Here is a 19,764-nt window from a genome sequence, read left to right as displayed (position 1 = left end):
CCGCACAAGCGGGTTATGGTTACTTCTGCCTAAATAGGTGTGGAAAAGCGCGGTTTACGCGCCCGCCGCACCCTTTTTCGGCTTCGCGGTCTTCGGCGCCACAGCACCGCCCAGCTTCGCCTCGAGCGCGTCGATGCGCGCCTTGAGCGCTTCATTCTCGTCGCGCGCCGCCGCGGCCATCGCCTTCACCGCCTCGAACTCATCGCGCGCGACGAAATCCATCCCGCCGACAAAGCCCTTGAAACGCTCGCGCGCTGCAGCTTCGCCTTCGCGCGCCATACCCGCAAAGGTGCCGGCCGCGCCGTTGATGGCTTTCACGAAATCGTCGAAAATGCGGTTGTCGCTTTGCATATCAATTCAGGCCCAGAATCTCGGTTTACTTCAGATACTCATTTGGGGTGCCGACGAAGCGGGCACAAGAGTTTCCGCATTCGGGTTCAATTTGTCGATCTGGTAGTTGAGGATCCCCGCAACGCAGAGCCACGCCAGATACGGCACCAACAGCCATGCCGCGCCCTTGCGGATCCGCGCGAAGACAAGCGTCGTCGCCAGCGCCAGCACGAACATCACGACGATCAGCATCAGCGCCATCGAAACCTGATGATAGCCAAAGAACAGCGGCGACCAGCCAAGGTTCGCCACCATCTGCACCGCGAACAGGATCAGCGCGGGCCGCCGTAGCCGCGATCCGCGCGCATTGACGATCATCGCCAGCGCCAGTCCCAGCAGCACATAGATGCTCGTCCAGGCGACGGGGAACACCCAGCCCGGCGGGGTTGCTTCGGGTTTGACGAGCGCCTGATACCAGAGATTCTCGTCCCCGCTCGGGAACAGCCGTCCCGACGCAAAGCCAAGCAACAGGATGAACGGTATCGTGACGATCGCCCAGCGCAGGAAGGCGAGGCGTAACTGACCCTTGGACGCTATTTCCATCGCACCCCTCTAGCGGGCGAATTTTACCCGGACGTTACGCAACCGACACTATCTGGCGCTGCTATTCCGCGGGCTCCGGCTGCGCCATCGCCGCTTCCAGCTCGCGGCTGACTGCTTGGGGCGAGCCGGTCCATTTCGCAAGCCTGCTGTAGAGGATCGGGATCAGGAACAGGGTGATCATTGTCGCGAGGATCACGCCGAATACGATCACGACGCCGATCGCCTGCCGCGCCGCTGCGCCCGCGCCGCTCGCGATCATCAGCGGCACCGCGCCCGCCGCGGTCGCGATCGAGGTCATCAGGATCGCGCGCAGACGGCGCGCCGAGGCCATACGGATCGCCTCGGCGATCGACTTGCCTTCGTCGCGCAGCTGGTTGGCGAATTCGACGATCAGGATGCCGTTCTTGGCGGCAAGCCCCACCAGCATGACGATGCCGACCTGACTGTAGAGGTTGAGCGTCTTGCCCATCAGCGCAAGGCCCAGCATGCCGCCTGCGACCGCCAGCGGCACGGTCATGATGATGACGCCGGGATGCACGAAGCTCTCGAACTGCGCGGCCAGCACCAGATAGACGATCAGGATGGTCAGGCCGAACACCAGCAGGATCGACCCGCCGGTCTCGACGAACGCCTGGCTCTCGCCGCGATAGCCCACCGCGATCACTTCGGGCGACTGCGCGGCCTGCTCCTGCAGGAAGGTCAGCGCCTCGCCCAGCGAATAGCCCGGGGCGACGGCACCCGACAAGGTGATCGCACGCAGCTTGTTATAGCGGCCAAGGTCGCGCGGACCGGACACTTCGCGTGTGGTGACGAGGTTCGAGAGCGGCACCAGCGATCCGTCGCGCGCGCGCACCTGGATCGTCCTGAGGTTGTCCAGCGTCGCGCGGCCCGCCGCGTCAGCCTGCACGATCACACGATATTCTTCGCCGCGGTCAACATAGGTCGAAACGCGCCGCGACCCGAGCAATGTCTGCAGCGCCTGACTGACGTCGTTGACCGACACGCCCAGATCGCCCGCGCGCGCCGTATCGACCTCGATCCGCAGCTGCGGCTTGGTTTCCTTGTAATCGGAATCGAGGTTGATGATCCCCGGATTCTGCGCCGCTGCGGCCAGGATGCGGTCGCGCGCCTTCGCGAGATCCTCATAGGTCGTGCCGGCGAGCACGAAGCCGATCGGCTGGCCGCGCCCGCGACCCAGTGCCGATCGCACCTGCGCGTTGCCGCGGATCGCCGGCTCGTTGGCGAGGATGCGGTTGATCTCCTGCGCTACCTGCTGCGTCGTTTTCTCGCGGTCTTCCCACGGCTTGAGGAAGACGATGAACATGCCGCTGTTGAAATCGTCGCTCGCGCCGAACCCGCCCGGCACGCGGCTGATCACCGTGCGCACCGTGCCCTCATTCAGCATCGGCAGCAATTTCTCCTGCGTCTGCGTGACGTACCGGTCCATCTGGTCGAAGCCGGTGCCCTCAGGGGCACTCACCTGTACCTGCGCGACGCCCTGATCCTCAGCGGGCGCCAGTTCGGACTGGAGCGTCAGGAAACCGCCCACAGCCGCGCCGAGGAACAGCAGCACACCAATCATCGGAATCAGCGGCCTGATGATCGCCTTGTCGAGCCAGCGGCCGTAGAAATTCTCGAGCTTCTGGAACTGGTCGTCGATCCACCCGGTGAAACGCCCGCGCTGCTGCTTCTTCAGCATCTTCGAGCACAGCATCGGAGTCAGGGTCAGCGCAAGGAAGCCCGAGAACGCGACCGCGCCGATCATCGCTACCGCCAGCTCGCGGAACAACAGCCCGGTCTGGCCGGCGAGGAAACAGATCGGCACGAACACCGCGCAAACGACCAGCGTGGTCGAGACGACGGCAAAGCCCACCTGCCGCGTGCCCTTGAACGCGGCCACCAGCGGCGGCTCGCCTTCCTCGATGCGGTGATAGACATTTTCCAGCACCACGATCGCGTCGTCGACGACCAGCCCGATCGCCAGCACCAGCGCCAGCAGCGTCAGCAGGTTGATCGAGAAGCCGAATATCCACAGCACCGCGAACGCGCCGAGCAGACAGATCGGCACCGTCACCGCCGGGATCAGCGTCGCGCGCCACGACCCGAGGAACAGGAAGATCACCAGCACCACCAACACCGCGGCCTCGGCCAGCGTGTGCCACACACCCTCGATCGCGCGGCCGATGAACAGCGAATCGTCGGAACCGACGGTGATCGTCATCCCCTCGGGCAGGTCCAGTTCGGCCGCGGTCTTCTTCGCGGCATCGGCCACCGCCAGCGTGTTCGCGCCGGACTGGCGGACGACACCCAGACCCACCGCCGACTGACCGTTCATGCGGAAGGTGGTGTAGGGGTTTTCAGCCCCCTGCTCGACCTTGGCGACATCGCCCAGTTTGACCTGATAGCCATCCGGCCCGCGGCCCACGACGAGCTTGGTGAAGCTTTCGGGCGATCCGAACGGCCGGTCGACGCGCAGCGTGACATTCAGCTGCTGCGATTCGATGCGCCCGGCGGGCAGCTCGACATTCTGGGTGCGCAGCGCGCTCTCGACATCCGCCGGGGTCAGCTGGAACGCAGCGAGCTTGTTGGCGTCGAGCCATACGCGCATCGACGGACGCGCTTCGCCGCCGACGAACACGCGCGCGACGCCGTCGATCGTGCTGAACCGGTCGACCAGATTGCGGTCGACATAGTCGCTCAGTTCGAGCCGCGACCAGCCGGGCCGCGAGACGACGAGGAACAGGATCGGGTTGGAATCGGCGTCGACCTTGCGCACCTCGGGGGCCAGCGCCTCCTCGGGCAGGTCCTCGGTCACGCTGCCGATCCGGTCGCGCACGTCGTTGGCGGCGGAATCGATATCGCGGCCGGGACGGAACTCGATCGAGACATCGGACGAGCCGTCGCGCGAGCGCGAGGTGATCGTTTCGATCCCCTCGATCCCCGACAGCGCTTCCTCGATCGGCTGGGTGATGCGCGCCTCGACCACGCTGGCCGCGGCGCCGGTATAGATGGTCTGGACCGACACGACCGGCGGGTCGGTATCGGGATATTCGCGCACCGACAGGCTCAGGAACGCGACCACGCCGACGATCGTCAGCAGGATCGAAAGGACGGCCGCGAAGACGGGCCGCCGGACCGAGACGTCGGAAAGCAGCATCAGCCGGCCTTGTTGCCGGCTTTGGGTGTCTCACTGCCCTTGGCGTTGCCCGCGCCGCCGGTGCGCACCGCCTGTCCGTCGGCGATCTTGACCACACCTTCGGTCACGACGCGCTGGCCGGCGGTCAGCCCGCCGAGGATCTCGACCATGCCGTTCTGGCGCAGACCGGTGCGAACCGGGATGCGCTTCGCCTTGCCGTTCTCGACGGTGAAGACGAAGCGATTCTCGCCCTCGCCCACCAGCGCCAGTTCGGGCACCGCCGGCGCGGTCCGCGCTGCCGCCTCGATCGTCACGGTCAGCAGCATGCCGGGCTTCAATTTGCGGTCGCCGTTCGCCAGCACCGCGCGCACCGTCGCGGCGCGGGTCTGCGGGTTGAGCACCGGGTCGATCGTGTCCACCGTCCCGCGGAACGGCTGGTCGGGATATGCCGCCGCCACGGCGACGATCGGCTGACCGGGCTTCAGCTGCGCCAGCAGCGTCTCGGGCACCGTGAAGTCGAGCTTGATGCGGCTCACGTCGCTCACCGTGACGATCTCGGTCCCGGCGGTCACCACCGCACCCGCGGAAATGTTGCGCAGCGAGACCCAGCCGCCGAACGGCGCACGTACCACGCGATCGTTGATCCCTGCCCGCGCCTCGGCCGCCTGCGCATTGGCCTGCCCCGCCAACGCAACCTGCGTATCCACCGCGCTGCGCGTCGCAAAGCCACGCGCCTTGAGCGCTTCGAGCCGTTCGAGCTGCTGGTGCGCCTCACGCGAACGCGCCTGCGCCTGGGCAAGCTGGGCGTTCTGGGTCCCGGCTTCGAGCACCGCGATCACCTGGCCGCGGCTCACAAAAGCGCCGTCATCGAAATTGAGGCGAACGATCCGCTGCGTCACCGGCGCGGTCAGCGTGACCTGCTCATTGGCGCGCGCGGTGCCGACGGCGTCGATCCGCTCGACGAAGCGCGCAGACTGCACCGCCGCCACAGTCACCAGCGGCGCTTCGCGCCCTTTCTTCAGGGCATCGCCGCCGCCGCCGCACGCTGCAAGCATCGCTGCCGAAGCGGCAAGGGTAAGAATCATTCGCATGAGGGACGCGCTATGAACACAGGGGGAAGGAAGGCAAGCGTCTCCCACGAATTTGTCGCAAAAGTGTGTCAATATGCGGAACTGTGACGTGCCGCTGCATTGCCACGCCCTGCCGTCATCCACAGGCTTCGGCGTCACATGAACGTCACATCATTGTAACATTCCACGAAATCGGGCATCGGCGCGGCGGGAGCCTCCATCATTCGCCAGATCGCCGCCTTGCCGTACCGTTCCGAAGGGACCGCCATCGATGCGCCCGTGCGCATCCTGCTGGTCACGTCGCGCGGAACCGGGCGCTGGGTGATCCCGAAAGGCAATGCCGTCAGCTCCGGCTCCGCGCCGCACGCCTGCGCCGCGCGTGAGGCGGAGGAGGAAGCCGGCGTCCATGGCGCCGCCTGCCCCACCCCGCTCGGCTCGTTCCGCTATCGCAAGACGCGCGGCAACGGCGCCTCGCTGATGGTCGATGTCGACGTCTTCCCGCTCGCCGTCACGCACGAGCTGCCCAAGTGGAAAGAGCAGCATCAGCGCGAGCGCCGCTGGTTCACGCTCGCCGAGGCCGCCAACGCAGTCGACGAGCCCGACCTTGCCGATCTGATCCGCAGCTTTGGTGCAACCGAGTTCAACGCGGCCGCGCGCCGCACCGGCGTGCTTGCCGCCGCCGCGCACAAATCAAGGGTTTCCGACATGTTCGCCTGGTTCCAGCGCCTGCTTCCAAAGACCGGCAATTTCTTCGAACTGTTCGAGGCGCATGCGGTAACGATCACCGCTTCGGCCGACGCGCTCGCCCGCCTGTTCCAGGGCGGCGGCTCCCCTGCCGACCATATCCGCGAGATCATCGAGCGCGAGCATGACGCCGACAACATCATCCGCGAAGTGCTCCAGACCGTCCGCAAGACGTTTCTCACTCCGTTCGACCGCAGCGCGATCACCAGCCTGATCGGTGCGATGGACGACGCGGTGGACGAGATGCACGCCGCCGCCGCCGCGGTCGATCTCTACGAGGTTACCGAGTTCGAGGACGAGATGCGCGACATGGCCGCGATCATCGTCGACGCCGCGCGCCTGACCGCCGAAGCGATGCCGCTACTGCGCGACGTCGCGAAGAATGGCGTCCGCCTTCATGAGCTGACCGAGCGCCTCGTCCGGATGGAGGGCCATGCCGACGACATTCACGACGCCGGCATCAAGCGCGCGTTCAAGGCCTATGGCGAAAGCGATCCGATGAAATTCATCGTCGCGCGCGAGATCTACAAGCATCTCGAACGCATCACCGACGCGCTCGAGGATGTCGCGAACGAGATCGACGGCATCGTCATCGACCACGCGTGATCGCGACCATGTCCCGCAACCCCGCAATTCGTCATCCCCGCGCAGGCGGGGATCCATTCTGGCTGGCCTCACGGCAGGAGCGGAAACGTCACGGCGAATGGATTCCCGCCTTCGCGGGAATGACGGCAAAGACTTGAGTTCTTAGACCCATGCATGAACTCGCCTTCCCGCTTCTCGTCGGCCTGATCATCGTCGCGCTGGCGTTCGACTTTCTGAACGGCCTCCACGACGCCGCCAATTCGATCGCCACGGTGGTCGCGACGCGGCTGCTCGGGCCGGTGCAGGCGGTAGCGTTCGCCGCCTTCTTCAACTTCGCCGCCTATTTCCTCACCCTCGCCTGGCCCGAGTTGCACAAGGTCGCCGAAACGATCGGCAAGGGGATCATCGACAAGGATCTGGTCACCCCCGGCGTCGTGTTCGGGGCACTGATCGGGGCGATGTTCTGGAACGTGGTCACCTGGATCAAGGGCATCCCGTCCTCGTCCAGCCATGCGCTGGTCGGCGGCATCGTCGGCGCGGGGGTCGCGCATGCCGGGGTCACCGGCATCGAGTGGAGCGGCCTCAACAAGACGCTGATCGCCATCGTCCTCTCGCCGCTGCTCGGCATGTTGCTGGCGATGCTCATCATGCTGATCTCGAGCTGGGCCTTTTCCCGCGCCACCAATCGCACGGCCGAGAAGAGCTTCCGCGCCCTCCACCTCTTCTCCTCGGCCGCCTATTCGATCAGCCACGGCCTCAACGACGCGCAGAAGACGATGGGGATCATCACCGTCCTGCTCTATTCGACCGGCTATCTGAGCGGCGAATTCCACGTCCCCCATTGGGTCGCGATCGCCTGCTACATCGCGATTGCGCTGGGCACGCTGTCGGGCGGGTGGAAGATCATCGAGACGATGGGCAGCCGCATCACCAAACTGTCGCAGCATCAGGGGTTCAGCGCCTCGATGGGCGGATCGATCATGGTGTTCACCGCCTCGCTGCTCGGCATCCCCGTGTCGACCACTCACACGATCACCGGCAGCATCATCGGCGCCGGCACCGCCCGCCGCGCCAGCGCAGTACGCTGGGGTGTCGCACGCAATGTCATCTGGGCGTGGTTCATCACCATCCCCGCATCGGCCGCGGTCGGCGCGCTCTTCTACCTGCTCACGCGGCTGTTCTAGGGACCATTCCCGGCCTGGCCCTTACAATCTGTGTAAAGCTGCGCTATATAGGGCACGCTACAGTCGCAAATCGACGGTTCTCGGAGCTTTGCGGCCCCTACTTCCTTCTTTCTGCAGCCACGGCACCGGGCGAGTCCGGTACTCGGGTCGCCCATCACTAGAAGGAATAGCTATGAGCATCACCGGAACCGTCAAATTCTTCAACGCCGACAAGGGCTATGGCTTCATTGCCCCTGACAATGGCGGCGCTGACGCCTTCGTCCACATCTCGGCCGTCGAGCGTTCGGGCATGGCCACGCTCGATCAGAACCAGCGCGTGACCTACGAGCTGGAAGAGGATCGCCGCGGCAAGATGGCTGCGGTGAATCTCCAGCACGCCGAATAATCCGTGATCCGCGTGCGGCCGCTCCGGCGTGCCGCACGCGCTTCGCCTCAAGGGAGTCCATCATGGCTCAAGTCCCCTACCGTGAGCACGCTGCGCGTGCGCGCGCCGACGCCGATGCCGCAACGCTGGACAATGTCCGCGATCGCTGCCTTCGCGCCGAAGCCGCCTGGATCGAAATGGCCGAACGGCAGGAAGGCGTCGACCGCGCCCGCGCCAAGCGCGAGCAACAACATCTTTCTCAACAGGAACCTGTGTGAACTTCAACTACAAGCTTAATACCGAACAGACTTTCCCAACGCCTCTCCGCGACGCCCCCTATTGGCCTCGCACCCGCCGCCGCAGCGCGGCAGACACCCGCGCCGCCGCGATCGCTTTCGCCGCCGCCCGCGAGATTCTCGGCTAACCCAGCCACCCCATCGTTCCTGCGCTACCCATTCCGGTCCGCGCGTTGACACAATGCCAACCTTTGCCTGCCAACGCCGGTTGACGCCGGATCACAAGCAGGAAGCGCGGCCCCCGGAATGTTCCAGTCGAACGATTTCACCAGCAAGCCCGGAGACCGCTACGCGCGCCAGTTGCGCCGCGGATTCCGGCAGCTGCGGTTCGAGCCGGAAATCGAGGCGGAATACCGCCGCAAGCTGATCGAGGCCGAACGCTCTCCCGCAACCATCTGCGCGGCCGTCGGCGCGTGCGTCTGGTTCGCCTTCGCGTTGCTCGACCTGCATCGCCTCTCCGCCCTCGGGCTTTGGGGCCGGTTCGATGCGCAGGTCTGGCTGTGGATCGGCGCGCGCTGGTCGGTGCTGGCGCTGCTGGTCGGCGGCGCGATCGTCATCCGCAAAGGCCGCGGCGATTATGGCTGGCTGTCCTGGACGATGTACACCGCGATGGGGATCGCCATTGCCGTCACCGCGATGGTCGTCCACAGCAAAGGCGCGTTCGCCGCGGAGAATGCCCAGATCGTCGTGGTGATGGCCGCCTTCCTCCCGCTCGGCCTCACCTTCCGCCGCGCGCTCGCCGGAGCAATTCTGGTCGCGATCGTTTCGGCGCTGGTGCTGCTCTTCCTCGATACGCGGCACGGGTTCGGGCACAGCCTCCAGATCGTCGCGATGCTGCTGATGGCGGTGCCGGTCTCCGCGATGGGCGGCTATCTGCGCGAGCACTCCCAACGCCGTCAGTTCCTTCTCACTGCAATACTCGATCAGCAAGCCCACACCGACCCCCTGACCGGCCTCGCCAACCGCCGCAGCCTGTTCGCCCATGCCGAACGGGTCGCGCACCTCGCCGCCAGGCAAGGAACGACGGTCGCGCTGGCGATCGTCGATGTCGACTATTTCAAGCGGTTCAACGACAGCTACGGCCACGGCGCCGGCGACCTCGCGCTGCAACGGGTCGCCGCAGCGCTCACCGCGGACCTTTGCCCACCGCTCGACATGGCCGCGCGCCTGGGCGGCGAGGAATTCTGCGTCTTCCTCCACGGCGCTTCACCCGAAGCTGCGCAAGACCGGTTCGACGCTCTGCTCGACCGAATCCGTCGCCTCGCCATCCCTCATCCCGGATCGCCCGCGGGTTTCCTGACCCTCAGCGCCGGCGCGGCGATGCTCGCGCACCGCGAACGCTTCAACACGCTCGCCAACCGCGCCGACGCCGCGCTCTACTGTGCCAAGCGCGAGGGGCGGGACCGGGTTTGCTGGGCTCAGTCGTCGGACAAGCCGGAATTGCGCGTCCCTTAGCAGGTTCGTGCAGTTCCGTCGGGTAAAGAACAGAGCTAGCGCCCGTCAAAGATGACAGAGCCCACCGCCGCTACACCGAGACCTTGCAAAATTGCTAGGATCGGCTGCGTGCTCTCAAACACAGAAAAGACAGTCACTGAGTAGGCACCAAAAAAAGGCTGAAGCAACAACAAGCACAGCATCAGCAGAATCTGGAATATGCTGATCGCCAATGCCCATCTAAATCGCCATTGATTTGCAACACCCTCACGCCATCGCTTGCTTGGGTCCGAAAATACAGCGGCCAGCAAGACTGACAGAATCGGCGTGTACTGGATCAAGAGCCAGTTCAACGCCAACTGGCCATCTTCCCCATATTTTCCGCTCAGTATCTGCATGGAGACGACAAGAGTCGCGACCAACGAAGCCGATACCCAGAGGATAAACAGGCAGCGGATAGCGCGTTCGCGTGTCATCGGAAGCCCAGAAATCTGGTATGGACGCTAGCCGGAAACGCGCCCTCGTTATCCGCAACCAGATCTCCGGATTTGGATTTACTGCTGACGAACTCATAAGCCAGCATCCATACCCTTAATGAAGGCGAGCTTTCGCGCGCAGTCTGGCTGCTCAACGCAAGTTTCCCCCGCTCTTGCCATCGCTCGAGATCAACTTGTTTGGCACGATATGATTCAGGCCTCGGCTCTTGATCCGATACGATGAAGACCAATACGCGAAACCGCCCGGTGTCGCCCTGAATCAGCTGCCGGACATAGTCGAACAACCCACCCGGGGGCGGCGGCTTTCGGCTCCAGCGGTTCCGATGCGGCCTTCCCTCGTTATCAAGCCGTTCGACATTCGTCGTAATGCCGAACCCGCTCGGAACACTGAAGTAGCGCAGGCCTGAATACCCCTTGCGGATGAGCAGCGCTTCTAACTGCTTGTCATAGGATCCGAGCGTGACGCCTCCCCGGAAATTGCCAGTAACCTCGGACATCGCCGACGGACGCGGCGGCGGCCAGGGCAGCAGGGATTCCTCCGGGGCAAGAGATCGCATATCCATTGCCGCCGCCAGGCCCGTATTGAGCACCCAGCCGACATTGTCGTTCTCGTCGGCAACCTCCCACCACAATCCGTTCGCGTTGCCGGTCCGGTGGACGGTAGCGCCTCCCGGGAGTGTACGGATGACCCGCGCCTTGCTGCTCGCGGAAACGCGCAATGCGATGGGTCGCTGTGCGATAAATGATCTGATCACGCGCCCCACCGCAAGCCACCGGTCATCCGGTGACACCGCCCCGAGCTCGGTCACAAGTTTCGAATAGGCCTTTATGAATGATAATGTCGCGATGCGGCCGCTCTCTGTGTCGCCGTACCCGCCCCCGACGGCACTCAGCCCGCCGCCAAGAATTGCTGCGCCTCCACCGAACCCGAGATTGCTCCGGGCGGCATAGCCTTCGGCCGTCGCGATCGTCTCGGTCGTGCGCACATCGGTGACCGAGAGGACGGTGTTGGCTTCCACCTTCTTGCTGCCGATGCCGGCGGCGAGCGCGCCAGGCCGGCTGCCGATCAGGCCGCCGATAAGGCCGCCCACCCCGCTGCCGCTAACGTTGCTGTTGATGCCCTGGATTTCGGCGACCATGACATAGTCGGCAGCCTTGATCTGGCCCCGGCCGACATTGGCGCCGCGCCAAAGGCCGAGGTTGCCGCCGGTCGTGCGTTCACGCTCGGCCGCGTGCAGGCCTCTACCACGATCCACGAGGTCAAAGCAGCCCGATCGCTGTACCAGCAGCTTGAGCAGTTTCTGCGGCGGCGCCAATGCACGGTCAGTCCAGCCGCGCGGATCGTCGCCATCGACGATCGACAGTGTACCGAGCTTGCGTGTGCAAACCGGAACATCTGCAATCGCCTGTTCTTGCTTGCGCCGGGCCCGGGCAGCGCCTGGGGCAGGTTGTTGTACGTGCGCCGCTTCCGCATGCCGCTCGATTGAAGGCACTGGTACGACAGGTGACTCGGCAGGGGATTCCGACCTGGATGCATCGCCAGCGGAGAGCGCGACAGAGGCAGACGACCGCTGCGGCTCGACCTTGCCTGCGGCACACCCCCCTGCAACGACGAATGCGGCTAGCAACACCAGCCCGGATCTCGCCCCCAACGCCCCCTCCTGCGCATGTTGAATTTGAGTAGACCGCAGCCCTTGCCCGAGTCGAGTCCTCAAAAGACGAAGACGAACATGTGCACCGCTGCTTATTAATGTCCGACGCCGTGAAATTACTCCCAATCGGGTCGGCAGCGATGCTTCGTATCGGCATGCGATAACACACCGCTGGTTTCGGCCATTCGCGAGTCCGCCCCTTAATCTCCCGCAAAACCGAACGGCGACACCCCGGCCTCGCGCTCATTGACCAGCATCGCGCGGCCCGCGGGCGCAGCACTTCGCTGCGGGCATTCGCGCGTGCACGCCCGGCAGCCCAGTCCTACCGGCGTCGCCTCGCCCCCGAAATCCAGCCCGCGCGCCGCCGCCAGTCCCCGCGCCGCATCCGCCGCCAGCCCCAGCGTCACAACGAACCGTGCCTTCACCGCGCCCGCCCAGCCGCCCGGCGGCGACACGCAGCGTGACGAGGTGAACCAGCGCGATCCGTCTTCCAGCTCAATCAGCTGCACCACACGCTCATCGGCGCGCTGGAAGGCGGCATAGGCGTCGAGCAGCGGGCACGGCGCCGATGACTCCACCAAAGGCGATCCGCTGGCGCCGGCGAAGCGCTTCGACACCTGTCCCGCACGGTCGAGCCGCAGCATGAAGAAGGGCAGACCGCGCGCACCCACTCGCTGCAACGTCGTCAGCCGGTGCGCCACCTGCTCCGCACTCGCCCCGAAGCGCCGCCGTAGCAGTTCCAGATCATAGCCCGTCGCCTCACACGCCCGCAGGAAGCGCGCGTAAGGCATCATCACCGCGGCGGCGAAATAGCTCACCAAATGCCGGCGATAGAGTCGCTCGGCGACCCGGTCGGCGAACCCCGCGCCGCGCACCAGCGCGTCGATCTCTGCGCGCGCTTCAGTCGCCAGTTGCTTCGCCACCGCGAATACCCGGCTCGGCGGGTCGAGCGCTTCGGACAGCTGCAACTGCCGCGCATGCAAATCGAGCCGCACCCGGAGGCCGCTCAGCACCTCGATTGGCAGCACGCGGATCGACAGCTGGTGCTTGACGCGCAGCCGCTCGGCCATCGCTCCGAACGGATCGCTCGATGCGATGCGCAGATCGTCGGCCAGCACCTCGGCTGCCGCGTCGAGATCGGCGAAATGGTTGCGCCAGCGTTCGACCTCGCGCCGCACCGCCATGCCGGGGTCTTCGCCCTCGCCCGGCATCGCCGCGCCGACACCACCCACGCCGATCCGGTCATAGGCACGCGCGAACGCCTCCGCCCCGCCCGGCGCGCCTGCCAGCCATTCGGTCAGTTCGGTACGGTCGATCTCGATATCGGCGAACAGCGGATCGGCCAGCCGCCGCCGGATCGCCTCCTCGCCCCCGCCCGGCTCGCCCGCCGCCAGCGCGCGCGGATCGAAGTCAAACGTCTGCGCGAGCCCGAGCAGCAAGGTCGCGGACAGCGGCCGCTGATTGCGCTCGACCAGGTTGAGGTAGCTCGCCGAGACGCCCAGCATCTCGGCCATCGCCGCCTGGGTCAGCCCCTGCGCACGCCGCAGCCGCCGCACCGCATGTCCCGCGAACAGCTTGCGCTCCGCCATTTTCCTACACACCCCGTTCCTGTTACGTTCGCCGCAAGATGCCAGCAAACCATCTTGTCAATTTTTTACAATGTTTCGGATCGCCTGTCATGTGTCAATCACACCATGACCACGAGAAAATATCACCGATCCTGTCAATTTCGCCAATCACGAGTCACACAGGATACAGAGAAATTTACAGGAGAAGCCCCATGAAGACTCCCGAACCCGCCAGCGCCCGGCCCGTCTTCTCGACCGCCGACTTCGCCCTGCTCAAGGAAGCGGTTGCGGACTACACGCGCAAGATCGCCGACGATCCCCGCTCGGTCCAATTCGCGAACCTCTATCACCGGCTCGGCCGTCTCGGCTGAGCTGCGCATTCCCGGGAAGGAAAATGCCCGCCGGAGACCATTCCGGCGGGCATTCCAGATCAGGCTCTGGCCAGATCAGACTCTGGCGGCGATCCGCGCCTCATGCTCAGCCTTGCCGAACGGGAAGTGCGCGTAGAACCATGCCGCACCCCAACCGAGCGCAAGGTAGCAAAGGCTGAAGACGATCGTCAGCCGGTCGACCGTCTCGATCGGCACCTGCCCGGGCTTCGCGCCGTCCGGGAATCCGGCCACCCACAGGATCAGCCCGGCAAGGCCGATGCCGATACCGCTGGTGCATTTCTGGATGAAGAAGGACCCGGCGAAGAACACCCCCTCGGACCGCCGCCCGGTCTGCGCCTGCGACTGCTCGACCACATCGGCCATCATCGATCCACCGAGCATGAAGGCAGAGACGCTGCAGGTCGTATTGACGATGAAAATGCCGAACAGCGCGGGCAGCATCGCCGGATCGCCCGGCTCGGGAAAGACCCCGGCAAGCCGCAGCCAATAGGGCAGCCCCAGCAGCACCGGCGCCAGCGTCATGAACAGCGCAGCCGCCTGACGCTTGCCCCATCGCCGCGCGACCCGCGGCGCGATGAAGAACGCCGCGAGCACGCCCGCGAACAGCACCGCGCCCAGCGCGGCAAAGGCGGCAGTCGGGAACAGCCAGACAAAGGTGTAGAGATAGTTAGACAGCGCAAAGCTGATCCCCTGCGCCGAATAGGCACACAGCCCCGCGACCATCAGCAGCGCGAAGGCGCGGTTGCGCACCGTCTCGATCAGTTCGCCGAACGTCTCCTTGAGCGTCGTCTTCTCGATCTCGGGCCGCGGCAACCGGGAAATCTCGTGGTGCGTGCCGAGTGCGGAGATCAGGATCGCCCCCGCCATCGCCGCCGCGCCCACCGCGGCGAACAGGCCATAGCCCTCGCGGTTGAGCAGCCCGTTTGGCTGCCCCTCGCCCGGCACGAGGAACAAGGTGTAGGCCGCGACCAGCATCGCGAGACCCCCGGCCCAGCCGAACAGATAGCGATAGGCCATGATCCGCGTCCGCTCGTCATAGTCTGCGGTCAGCTCCGGCGTCAGCGCGACCGACGGCACCTCATAGGCCGACACCGCGGTCCGCACGACCACCGCGGTCGCGAACACCCAGCCGAGCATCGCGGCGTGCGGCAGCTCGGGCGGGTTCCACAGCAGCAGCCAGCCGAGCGCAATCGGGATTGCCGATGCATACATCCAGGGATGCCGCCGCCCCCAGCGGCTGCGCGTGCGGTCGGACGCGGCGCCGATCGCCGGATCGATCATCGCGTCAAGGATCAGTGCGGCCATGATCGCCGCGCCGACCTGCACTGCGGGCAGCCCGATCACCTGATTGTAGAACAGCAGCAGGAAGGTCTGGAAGCCGGCGTCCTTGACCCCATAGGCGACCGCGCCAAAGCCATAGGCCAGCATCGACCGGTTGCTGATCCGTCGCACCTGCGGGGTCGCCGCGGCCTCACTCGTGCCGTCCATCACTCTCTCCCGAAGCTGCAGACCACATCGTGCACGCCGCATTTTGCAGTTTCGGGTCAGCATATGGCCGCCCTGCAATGCGTCAATCCGTCTATTTTCAAAATACTGGTATGTTGCGGACCTGCGCCCATCGGGTATAGCTGGAGCAAATTTCAGGAGAGGATGGCATGGCGCTCGACCCCGAGACGTTCGACGCCCTGATCGATACGGTCCGCCGTTTCGTCGCCGAACGGTTGCGCCCACTCGAGGGCGAGGTGGAAGCCGCCGACGCAATCCCGGACCACATCGTCGATGAGATGAAAGCGCTCGGCTTGTTCGGCCTGTCGATCGCCGAGGAGTTTGGCGGCCTCGGCCTGACGATGCTTGAGGAATGCCGCGTCGCAATCGAGATGGGGCGCACCACGCCCGCCTTCCGATCGACCTTCGGCACCAATGTCGGGATCGGATCGCAGGGCCTCGTCATGGCCGGCACGCCCGAGCAGAAGGCACACTGGCTGCCGCGGATCGCCAGCGGCGAGATCATCACCAGCTTCGCGCTCACCGAACCCGATGTCGGGAGCGACAGCGGCGCGGTAAAGGCGCGAGCGGTCCAGGACGGCGATGTCTACCGGCTTTCGGGCACCAAGCGTTTCATCACCAATGCCGACAAGGCACAGCTGTTCACCGTCATGGCACGCACCGGCGACGAACCCGGCGCGCGCGGCGTCTCCGCCTTCCTCGTGCCCCGCGACCTGCCCGGCGTCTCGATCGGCGAACCCGAGAAGAAGATGGGGCAGAAGGGCGCCAAGGTCGCCGACGTAATCTTCGACGATGTCCCCGTCCCCGCCGCCAACCGGCTTGGAGAGGAAGGCGAAGGCTTCAAGATCGCGATGCGCGTGCTCGATCGCGGCCGACTCCACATCAGCGCGGTCAGCGTCGGCGTCGCCGAACGGCTGATCGCCGACTGCGTCGCCTATGCGAGCGAACGCAAGCAGTTCGGCAAGCCGATCGCCGAGCATCAGCTGATTCAGGCGATGCTCGCCGACAGCAAAACCGAATGCCTCGCCGCCCGCGCGCTCGTGCTCGAGACCGCCACGGCAAAGGACGCGGGCAAGGACGTGGTGATGGAAAGCGCCGCGGCGAAGCTGTTCGCGACCGAGATGGTCGGCCGCGTCGCCGACCGCGCGGTCCAGATCTTCGGCGGCGCCGGCTATATCGAGGATTATGGCATCGAGCGGCTCTATCGCGACGTCCGCCTGTTCCGCATCTACGAAGGCACCAGCCAGATCCAGCAGCTCATCATCGCCAGAGAAACACTCAAACGAGGAGGCTAGCCCAAAGCCCTCTCCCCTCTGGGGAGAGGGTTGGGAGAGGGGCCGCCACAAGGGATAATCGCCAATGGACACCAGCAACTTCTTCAGCCTCAAAGGCCGCACCGCGCTCGTCACCGGCGGCAGCCGCGGCATCGGCAAGATGATCGCCGAAGCCTTCATCGCGCAGGGCGCCAGGGTCTATATCTCCTCGCGCAAGGCCCCGGCGTGCGAGGAGACCGCCGCCGAACTCGGCCCCGACTGCATCCCTATCCCGATGGACGTCTCGACGGTCGAAGGCTGCAAGGCACTCGCCGCCGAACTCGCCAGCCGCGAAGATCACCTCGACATCCTCGTCAACAATGCCGGCGCCGCATGGGGCGTGGCGTTCGAGGAGTTTCCGGAGAGCGGCTGGGACAAGGTTATGGACCTCAACGTCAAGTCGCCCTTCTTCCTGACTCAGGCGCTGCACGGTCTGCTCAAGACCAATGCCAGCCACGTTGCCCCGTCGAAGGTCATCAACATCACCTCGATCGACGGGCTGCGGCTCAACCCGTGGGAAACCTACAGCTATCACGCGTCGAAGGCGGCGCTGATCTATCTCACCAAGCGCATGGCGGCGCGGCTGATCCGCGACGGCATCATCGTCAACAGCCTCGCCCCCGGCGCCTTCGCCAGCGAGATGAACAAGGCCGCCCGCGACCATGGCGACGCCGTCGCCAAGGCGATCCCGATGCGCCGCGTCGGTACACCCGAGGACATGGCCGGCGCCGCGATCTTCCTTGCCAGCCGCGCCTCGGACTATGTCGTCGGCGATACGCTGGTAGTCGATGGCGGACTGGTCAACGCCTCGCTGGGCATCAGCATCGACGGCTAGAGCAGCCGCCCGCGCACCCCGGCCTCACGCCGTGCGCGGGCATAGGCACGGCGCACCGCCACCGGCATGTCCCGGGCGATGCTGTCCCGCAGCGCTGTGAGGCAATATTGGCGATCGCGGCGCATCAGTTGCGGCGTCACCTCGTCCTCGCGTTCCCGGCAATAGGCCGTCGCCGCCGCCGTCACCCGCTGGCGAAGCTCGGCCCGCCCTGCCGGACTGGCCAGCGCGAGGTCGCGATAGACAATGCGCGCTACCGGCTCGAGCGGGACCGCGCTCGCCGCGCACGCGCCCGGCAGCAACAGCGGCAGCAACAGGATCATTCGCATCGACAGTCTCCCTTGATCGCCGGGCAAGCCGGTTCCGTGGCGCGAAATCGCGCGCTTCTTTCCCGAATGGCGGTGTTGGGCTGCTTCGGGCCTAGCGCCCGAAGATCAGCTGCCTCGCTTCCTGATCGCGCCGTTCCGCCTCGGCGCGCATGGCCCGCACGCCTGCCAGCGTCCCGCTCCGTTCCTCACGCGACACGTCGCGCTTCCTGATATCGGCTTCGACGCGATCCGCCTCAGCGCGCATCGCGTTGGCCGAATCGCTCAGCCGCAATGCAGTGGCCCGTTTCTCGACCATCTCGGGTCCGCTCCGGCTGTATCGGGCTGACGCCTCATGCGGCTGCGGCGTTTCGAGAGCAATGCGCTCGCGCGTCGGTGTCTGGTTTCGTACACCTTGCGCGCCGGTGACAACGGAAGTGCGCGCGCGCGATGGCCGTACCTCGACCGACCTGTCGTGAGGGGGCACCGCCCGGCTCGGGACCGGCAACGCAGCGGCTTCGCGCGCCGCAATCTTCGCGCCGGGCATCGGGAGATCGGGCTGCAGCGGCACGGCAAGACCGACCTCGGCCACCGGCGGCGCTGCGGCGCGAACAAACTGCATCGCGGCGAGGGGCGCAACGGTGCCGGGAGCTGCGAGCAGCAGCACGCCGCCCAGCCACCGGCTCGCCGGCCGATGCGCCCGCGTCTCGAGGACACGGCGGATCCGGCTGGCCAGCATCGATCTGGAGACGGTCATGCCGCATGCCGCCGCGGGCACCGCCGGGCTGGCGACCGTCAGCAGCGTCTGGGCATAGTCGGCCTGAGTCATGTGCTGGATGGCATCGTCATCGGCGGCGAGCTCGGTCTGATGCGCGAGTGTGCGGACGAGGAGCCACACCAGCGGATTGAACCAGTAGAGGGCAACTACGATCCGCGCGGCGATCAGCACCGGCCAGTCGAACCGGCGGACATGCGCCAGCTCATGCGCGATCACCGCCTCAGCCTGTTCGGGGCGTTTCTCGACATCCGGCCCGATCAGCAGCCATGCGGGCGCGATGCCCCAGCTCAACGGACCCGGAACCTGCGGCGAGACCAGCAACCGAACCGGCCGCCGCAACGACGCGGCGGCACGCGCCAGCGCGTCGACCCAGCGTGTTTCGAGCGGAGGAACCGCGGCGCGAGTCCAGCGGCGCAAGGTGAGCACCCCGGCGATCAGGTGCAGCAGCGCCAGCGCCGCCCCGGCGCCGTAAAGCCAGAGCATCAAACCAGCCGGTCCATCCGGCTCCGGCGCCGACACAGGTCCACCCGGTGCGAGTGGATACACCGCGGAAGCCGCCTGCTGTGCAGGCAGGACCGCCAACTCCAGCGCGGGCATCGCCACTGCGAACAGCGGCAACATCAGCAATGCGGCGATCCCGGCGCGCAGCACCATCACCCGCTCGCTCGCCGCCAGTCCCCGCACGCCATGGCTAACGGACAGCGCGACGCCGGCGACCAGCGCCGATTTCCAGCCGAGATCGATCAACAGATCCAGCATCACTCCGCCTCCCGCCGCGCTTTGTCGATCGCGCGCTGGAGCATCTCAATCTCCTGCGGATCGAGCTTCTGCTCCATGTCCAGCAACGCCGTGGCAGCGCGCGCTGCCGAACCGTGAAAGAAGGTCTGCACCAGCCGCTCGAGCGCGGTCTCGGCGACCACTTCGGTCTGCTCGGCCGGCGCATAGACATAGGCCTGGTTCACCGTCCGGTGCGTCACCAGCTGCTTCGCGACGAGGCGTCCAAGCAAGGTCCGCACCGCCGAATCGCTCGGCGGATCAGCCAGCGCGGCGCGGACCGATGCCGCAGTCCCCTCGCCCAGCCGGCACAGAACCTCGAAAACCTCACGCTCGCGGCGCGGCAGCGACTCGATCATGCGAACCTCCTGCTACATTTGTAGCATGCTACAAATGTAGCA

The 19,764-nt window shown here is 65.8% G+C and carries 18 protein-coding genes and 1 pseudogene; 8 read left to right on the top strand and 11 right to left on the bottom strand.

Translation table 11 applies throughout. The features are described from left to right. Window positions 1-54 precede the first annotated feature (54 nt). From AC07NK_RS09130 to AC07NK_RS09115, 4 genes are all read right to left on the bottom strand, one after another. Complete coding sequence (locus AC07NK_RS09130) at window positions 55-351, bottom strand: accessory factor UbiK family protein (protein WP_495170252.1); 297 nt, start codon at window positions 349-351, stop codon at window positions 55-57. Window positions 352-381: 30 nt separating this feature from the next. Continuing rightward, window positions 382-933: a TspO/MBR family protein gene (locus AC07NK_RS09125; protein ID WP_495170251.1), complete on the bottom strand. Its 552-nt coding sequence runs from the start codon at window positions 931-933 to the stop codon at window positions 382-384. A 61-nt stretch (window positions 934-994) separates the two neighbouring features. Next, a complete protein-coding gene (locus AC07NK_RS09120) occupies window positions 995-4,090 on the bottom strand; it encodes an efflux RND transporter permease subunit (RefSeq protein ID WP_495170250.1) in 3,096 nt (1,031 codons plus the stop codon). Further along, window positions 4,090-5,160, bottom strand: a complete 1,071-nt coding sequence (locus tag AC07NK_RS09115) for an efflux RND transporter periplasmic adaptor subunit (protein ID WP_495170249.1) — start codon at window positions 5,158-5,160, stop codon at window positions 4,090-4,092. The genes AC07NK_RS09120 and AC07NK_RS09115 overlap by 1 nt, the downstream gene beginning before the upstream one ends. Before the next feature lie 219 nt (window positions 5,161-5,379). Between AC07NK_RS09115 and AC07NK_RS09110 the strand changes: the two genes are divergently transcribed. The 5 genes from AC07NK_RS09110 (at window position 5,380) to AC07NK_RS09090 (ending at window position 9,767) form a co-directional block, all read left to right on the top strand. Then, window positions 5,380-6,489, top strand: a complete 1,110-nt coding sequence (locus AC07NK_RS09110; protein ID WP_495170248.1) for a DUF47 family protein — start codon at window positions 5,380-5,382, stop codon at window positions 6,487-6,489. 149 nt (window positions 6,490-6,638) lie between these two features. Then, a complete protein-coding gene (locus AC07NK_RS09105) occupies window positions 6,639-7,652 on the top strand; it encodes an inorganic phosphate transporter (protein ID WP_495170247.1) in 1,014 nt (337 codons plus the stop codon). 172 nt (window positions 7,653-7,824) lie between these two features. Next, a complete protein-coding gene (locus tag AC07NK_RS09100; RefSeq protein WP_495170246.1) occupies window positions 7,825-8,037 on the top strand; it encodes a cold-shock protein in 213 nt (70 codons plus the stop codon). Window positions 8,038-8,099: 62 nt separating this feature from the next. Further along, window positions 8,100-8,294, top strand: a complete 195-nt coding sequence (locus AC07NK_RS09095; RefSeq protein WP_495170245.1) for a hypothetical protein — start codon at window positions 8,100-8,102, stop codon at window positions 8,292-8,294. A 264-nt stretch (window positions 8,295-8,558) separates the two neighbouring features. Continuing rightward, the gene (locus AC07NK_RS09090; protein WP_495170244.1) at window positions 8,559-9,767 is read left to right on the top strand and encodes a GGDEF domain-containing protein; all 1,209 of its coding nucleotides are present in this window, start codon (window positions 8,559-8,561) and stop codon (window positions 9,765-9,767) included. Window positions 9,768-9,802: 35 nt separating this feature from the next. Here AC07NK_RS09090 and AC07NK_RS09085 read toward each other — a convergent pair whose 3' ends face one another. From AC07NK_RS09085 to AC07NK_RS09075, 3 genes and pseudogenes are all read right to left on the bottom strand, one after another. Then, window positions 9,803-10,222, bottom strand: a complete 420-nt coding sequence (locus AC07NK_RS09085) for a hypothetical protein (protein ID WP_495170243.1) — start codon at window positions 10,220-10,222, stop codon at window positions 9,803-9,805. Window positions 10,223-11,112: 890 nt separating this feature from the next. Next, a pseudogene (locus tag AC07NK_RS09080) lies at window positions 11,113-11,736 on the bottom strand (CsgG/HfaB family protein); the annotation flags it as partial. A gap of 359 nt (window positions 11,737-12,095) precedes the next feature. After that, window positions 12,096-13,484, bottom strand: a complete 1,389-nt coding sequence (locus tag AC07NK_RS09075; protein ID WP_495170242.1) for a helix-turn-helix domain-containing protein — start codon at window positions 13,482-13,484, stop codon at window positions 12,096-12,098. 191 nt (window positions 13,485-13,675) lie between these two features. On the opposite strand from AC07NK_RS09075, the gene AC07NK_RS09070 reads away from it, so the two are divergent. Then, window positions 13,676-13,834, top strand: coding sequence for a hypothetical protein (locus AC07NK_RS09070; RefSeq protein WP_164513740.1), 159 nt, complete (start codon window positions 13,676-13,678; stop codon window positions 13,832-13,834). 75 nt (window positions 13,835-13,909) lie between these two features. On the opposite strand, the gene AC07NK_RS09065 is transcribed toward AC07NK_RS09070, so the two are convergent. Continuing rightward, complete coding sequence (locus tag AC07NK_RS09065) at window positions 13,910-15,343, bottom strand: MFS transporter (protein WP_495170241.1); 1,434 nt, start codon at window positions 15,341-15,343, stop codon at window positions 13,910-13,912. 167 nt (window positions 15,344-15,510) lie between these two features. Between AC07NK_RS09065 and AC07NK_RS09060 the strand changes: the two genes are divergently transcribed. Both AC07NK_RS09060 and AC07NK_RS09055 read left to right on the top strand, forming a co-directional pair. Then, complete coding sequence (locus AC07NK_RS09060) at window positions 15,511-16,656, top strand: acyl-CoA dehydrogenase family protein (RefSeq protein WP_495170240.1); 1,146 nt, start codon at window positions 15,511-15,513, stop codon at window positions 16,654-16,656. Between the two features lie 64 nt (window positions 16,657-16,720). Continuing rightward, window positions 16,721-17,509, top strand: a complete 789-nt coding sequence (locus tag AC07NK_RS09055; RefSeq protein ID WP_495170239.1) for an SDR family oxidoreductase — start codon at window positions 16,721-16,723, stop codon at window positions 17,507-17,509. Here the strand turns inward: AC07NK_RS09055 and AC07NK_RS09050 are convergent. The 3 genes from AC07NK_RS09050 to AC07NK_RS09040 all read right to left on the bottom strand — a co-directional run bounded on the left by AC07NK_RS09050 (window position 17,506) and on the right by AC07NK_RS09040 (window position 19,722). Further along, on the bottom strand, window positions 17,506-17,835 hold the full coding sequence (locus AC07NK_RS09050; protein WP_495170238.1) for a UrcA family protein: 330 nt from the start codon (window positions 17,833-17,835) through the stop codon (window positions 17,506-17,508). The two genes, AC07NK_RS09055 and AC07NK_RS09050, sit on opposite strands and share 4 nt — an antisense overlap. A 91-nt stretch (window positions 17,836-17,926) precedes the next feature. Beyond that, window positions 17,927-19,348, bottom strand: a complete 1,422-nt coding sequence (locus tag AC07NK_RS09045) for a M56 family metallopeptidase (protein ID WP_495170237.1) — start codon at window positions 19,346-19,348, stop codon at window positions 17,927-17,929. Beyond that, entirely contained in the window at window positions 19,348-19,722 is a 375-nt protein-coding gene (locus tag AC07NK_RS09040) for a BlaI/MecI/CopY family transcriptional regulator (RefSeq protein WP_495170236.1), read from the bottom strand. Before AC07NK_RS09040 ends, AC07NK_RS09045 begins: the two co-directional genes overlap by 1 nt. Window positions 19,723-19,764 lie beyond the last annotated feature (42 nt).

The sequence above is a fragment of the Sphingomonas sp. GW821-FHT09B04 genome (assembly GCF_059418285.1).
This window is presented reverse-complemented; position numbering and strand designations above follow the sequence as displayed.

What these genes read in the sequence shown, in the direction of transcription:
- AC07NK_RS09055 (WP_495170239.1), top strand. Translation starts at nt 16,721, where the DNA reads ATGGACACCAGCAACTTCTTCAGCCTCAAAGGCCGCACCGCGCTCGTC.
- AC07NK_RS09045 (WP_495170237.1), bottom strand. Translation starts at nt 19,348, where the DNA reads ATGCTGGATCTGTTGATCGATCTCGGCTGGAAATCGGCGCTGGTCGCC.
- AC07NK_RS09090 (WP_495170244.1), top strand. Translation starts at nt 8,559, where the DNA reads ATGTTCCAGTCGAACGATTTCACCAGCAAGCCCGGAGACCGCTACGCG.
- AC07NK_RS09105 (WP_495170247.1), top strand. Translation starts at nt 6,639, where the DNA reads ATGCATGAACTCGCCTTCCCGCTTCTCGTCGGCCTGATCATCGTCGCG.
- AC07NK_RS09070 (WP_164513740.1), top strand. Translation starts at nt 13,676, where the DNA reads ATGAAGACTCCCGAACCCGCCAGCGCCCGGCCCGTCTTCTCGACCGCC.
- AC07NK_RS09085 (WP_495170243.1), bottom strand. Translation starts at nt 10,222, where the DNA reads ATGACACGCGAACGCGCTATCCGCTGCCTGTTTATCCTCTGGGTATCG.
- AC07NK_RS09125 (WP_495170251.1), bottom strand. Translation starts at nt 933, where the DNA reads ATGGAAATAGCGTCCAAGGGTCAGTTACGCCTCGCCTTCCTGCGCTGG.
- AC07NK_RS09100 (WP_495170246.1), top strand. Translation starts at nt 7,825, where the DNA reads ATGAGCATCACCGGAACCGTCAAATTCTTCAACGCCGACAAGGGCTAT.
- AC07NK_RS09115 (WP_495170249.1), bottom strand. Translation starts at nt 5,160, where the DNA reads ATGCGAATGATTCTTACCCTTGCCGCTTCGGCAGCGATGCTTGCAGCG.
- AC07NK_RS09075 (WP_495170242.1), bottom strand. Translation starts at nt 13,484, where the DNA reads ATGGCGGAGCGCAAGCTGTTCGCGGGACATGCGGTGCGGCGGCTGCGG.
- AC07NK_RS09040 (WP_495170236.1), bottom strand. Translation starts at nt 19,722, where the DNA reads ATGATCGAGTCGCTGCCGCGCCGCGAGCGTGAGGTTTTCGAGGTTCTG.
- AC07NK_RS09130 (WP_495170252.1), bottom strand. Translation starts at nt 351, where the DNA reads ATGCAAAGCGACAACCGCATTTTCGACGATTTCGTGAAAGCCATCAAC.
- AC07NK_RS09065 (WP_495170241.1), bottom strand. Translation starts at nt 15,343, where the DNA reads ATGGACGGCACGAGTGAGGCCGCGGCGACCCCGCAGGTGCGACGGATC.
- AC07NK_RS09060 (WP_495170240.1), top strand. Translation starts at nt 15,511, where the DNA reads ATGGCGCTCGACCCCGAGACGTTCGACGCCCTGATCGATACGGTCCGC.
- AC07NK_RS09095 (WP_495170245.1), top strand. Translation starts at nt 8,100, where the DNA reads ATGGCTCAAGTCCCCTACCGTGAGCACGCTGCGCGTGCGCGCGCCGAC.
- AC07NK_RS09120 (WP_495170250.1), bottom strand. Translation starts at nt 4,090, where the DNA reads ATGCTGCTTTCCGACGTCTCGGTCCGGCGGCCCGTCTTCGCGGCCGTC.
- AC07NK_RS09050 (WP_495170238.1), bottom strand. Translation starts at nt 17,835, where the DNA reads ATGCGAATGATCCTGTTGCTGCCGCTGTTGCTGCCGGGCGCGTGCGCG.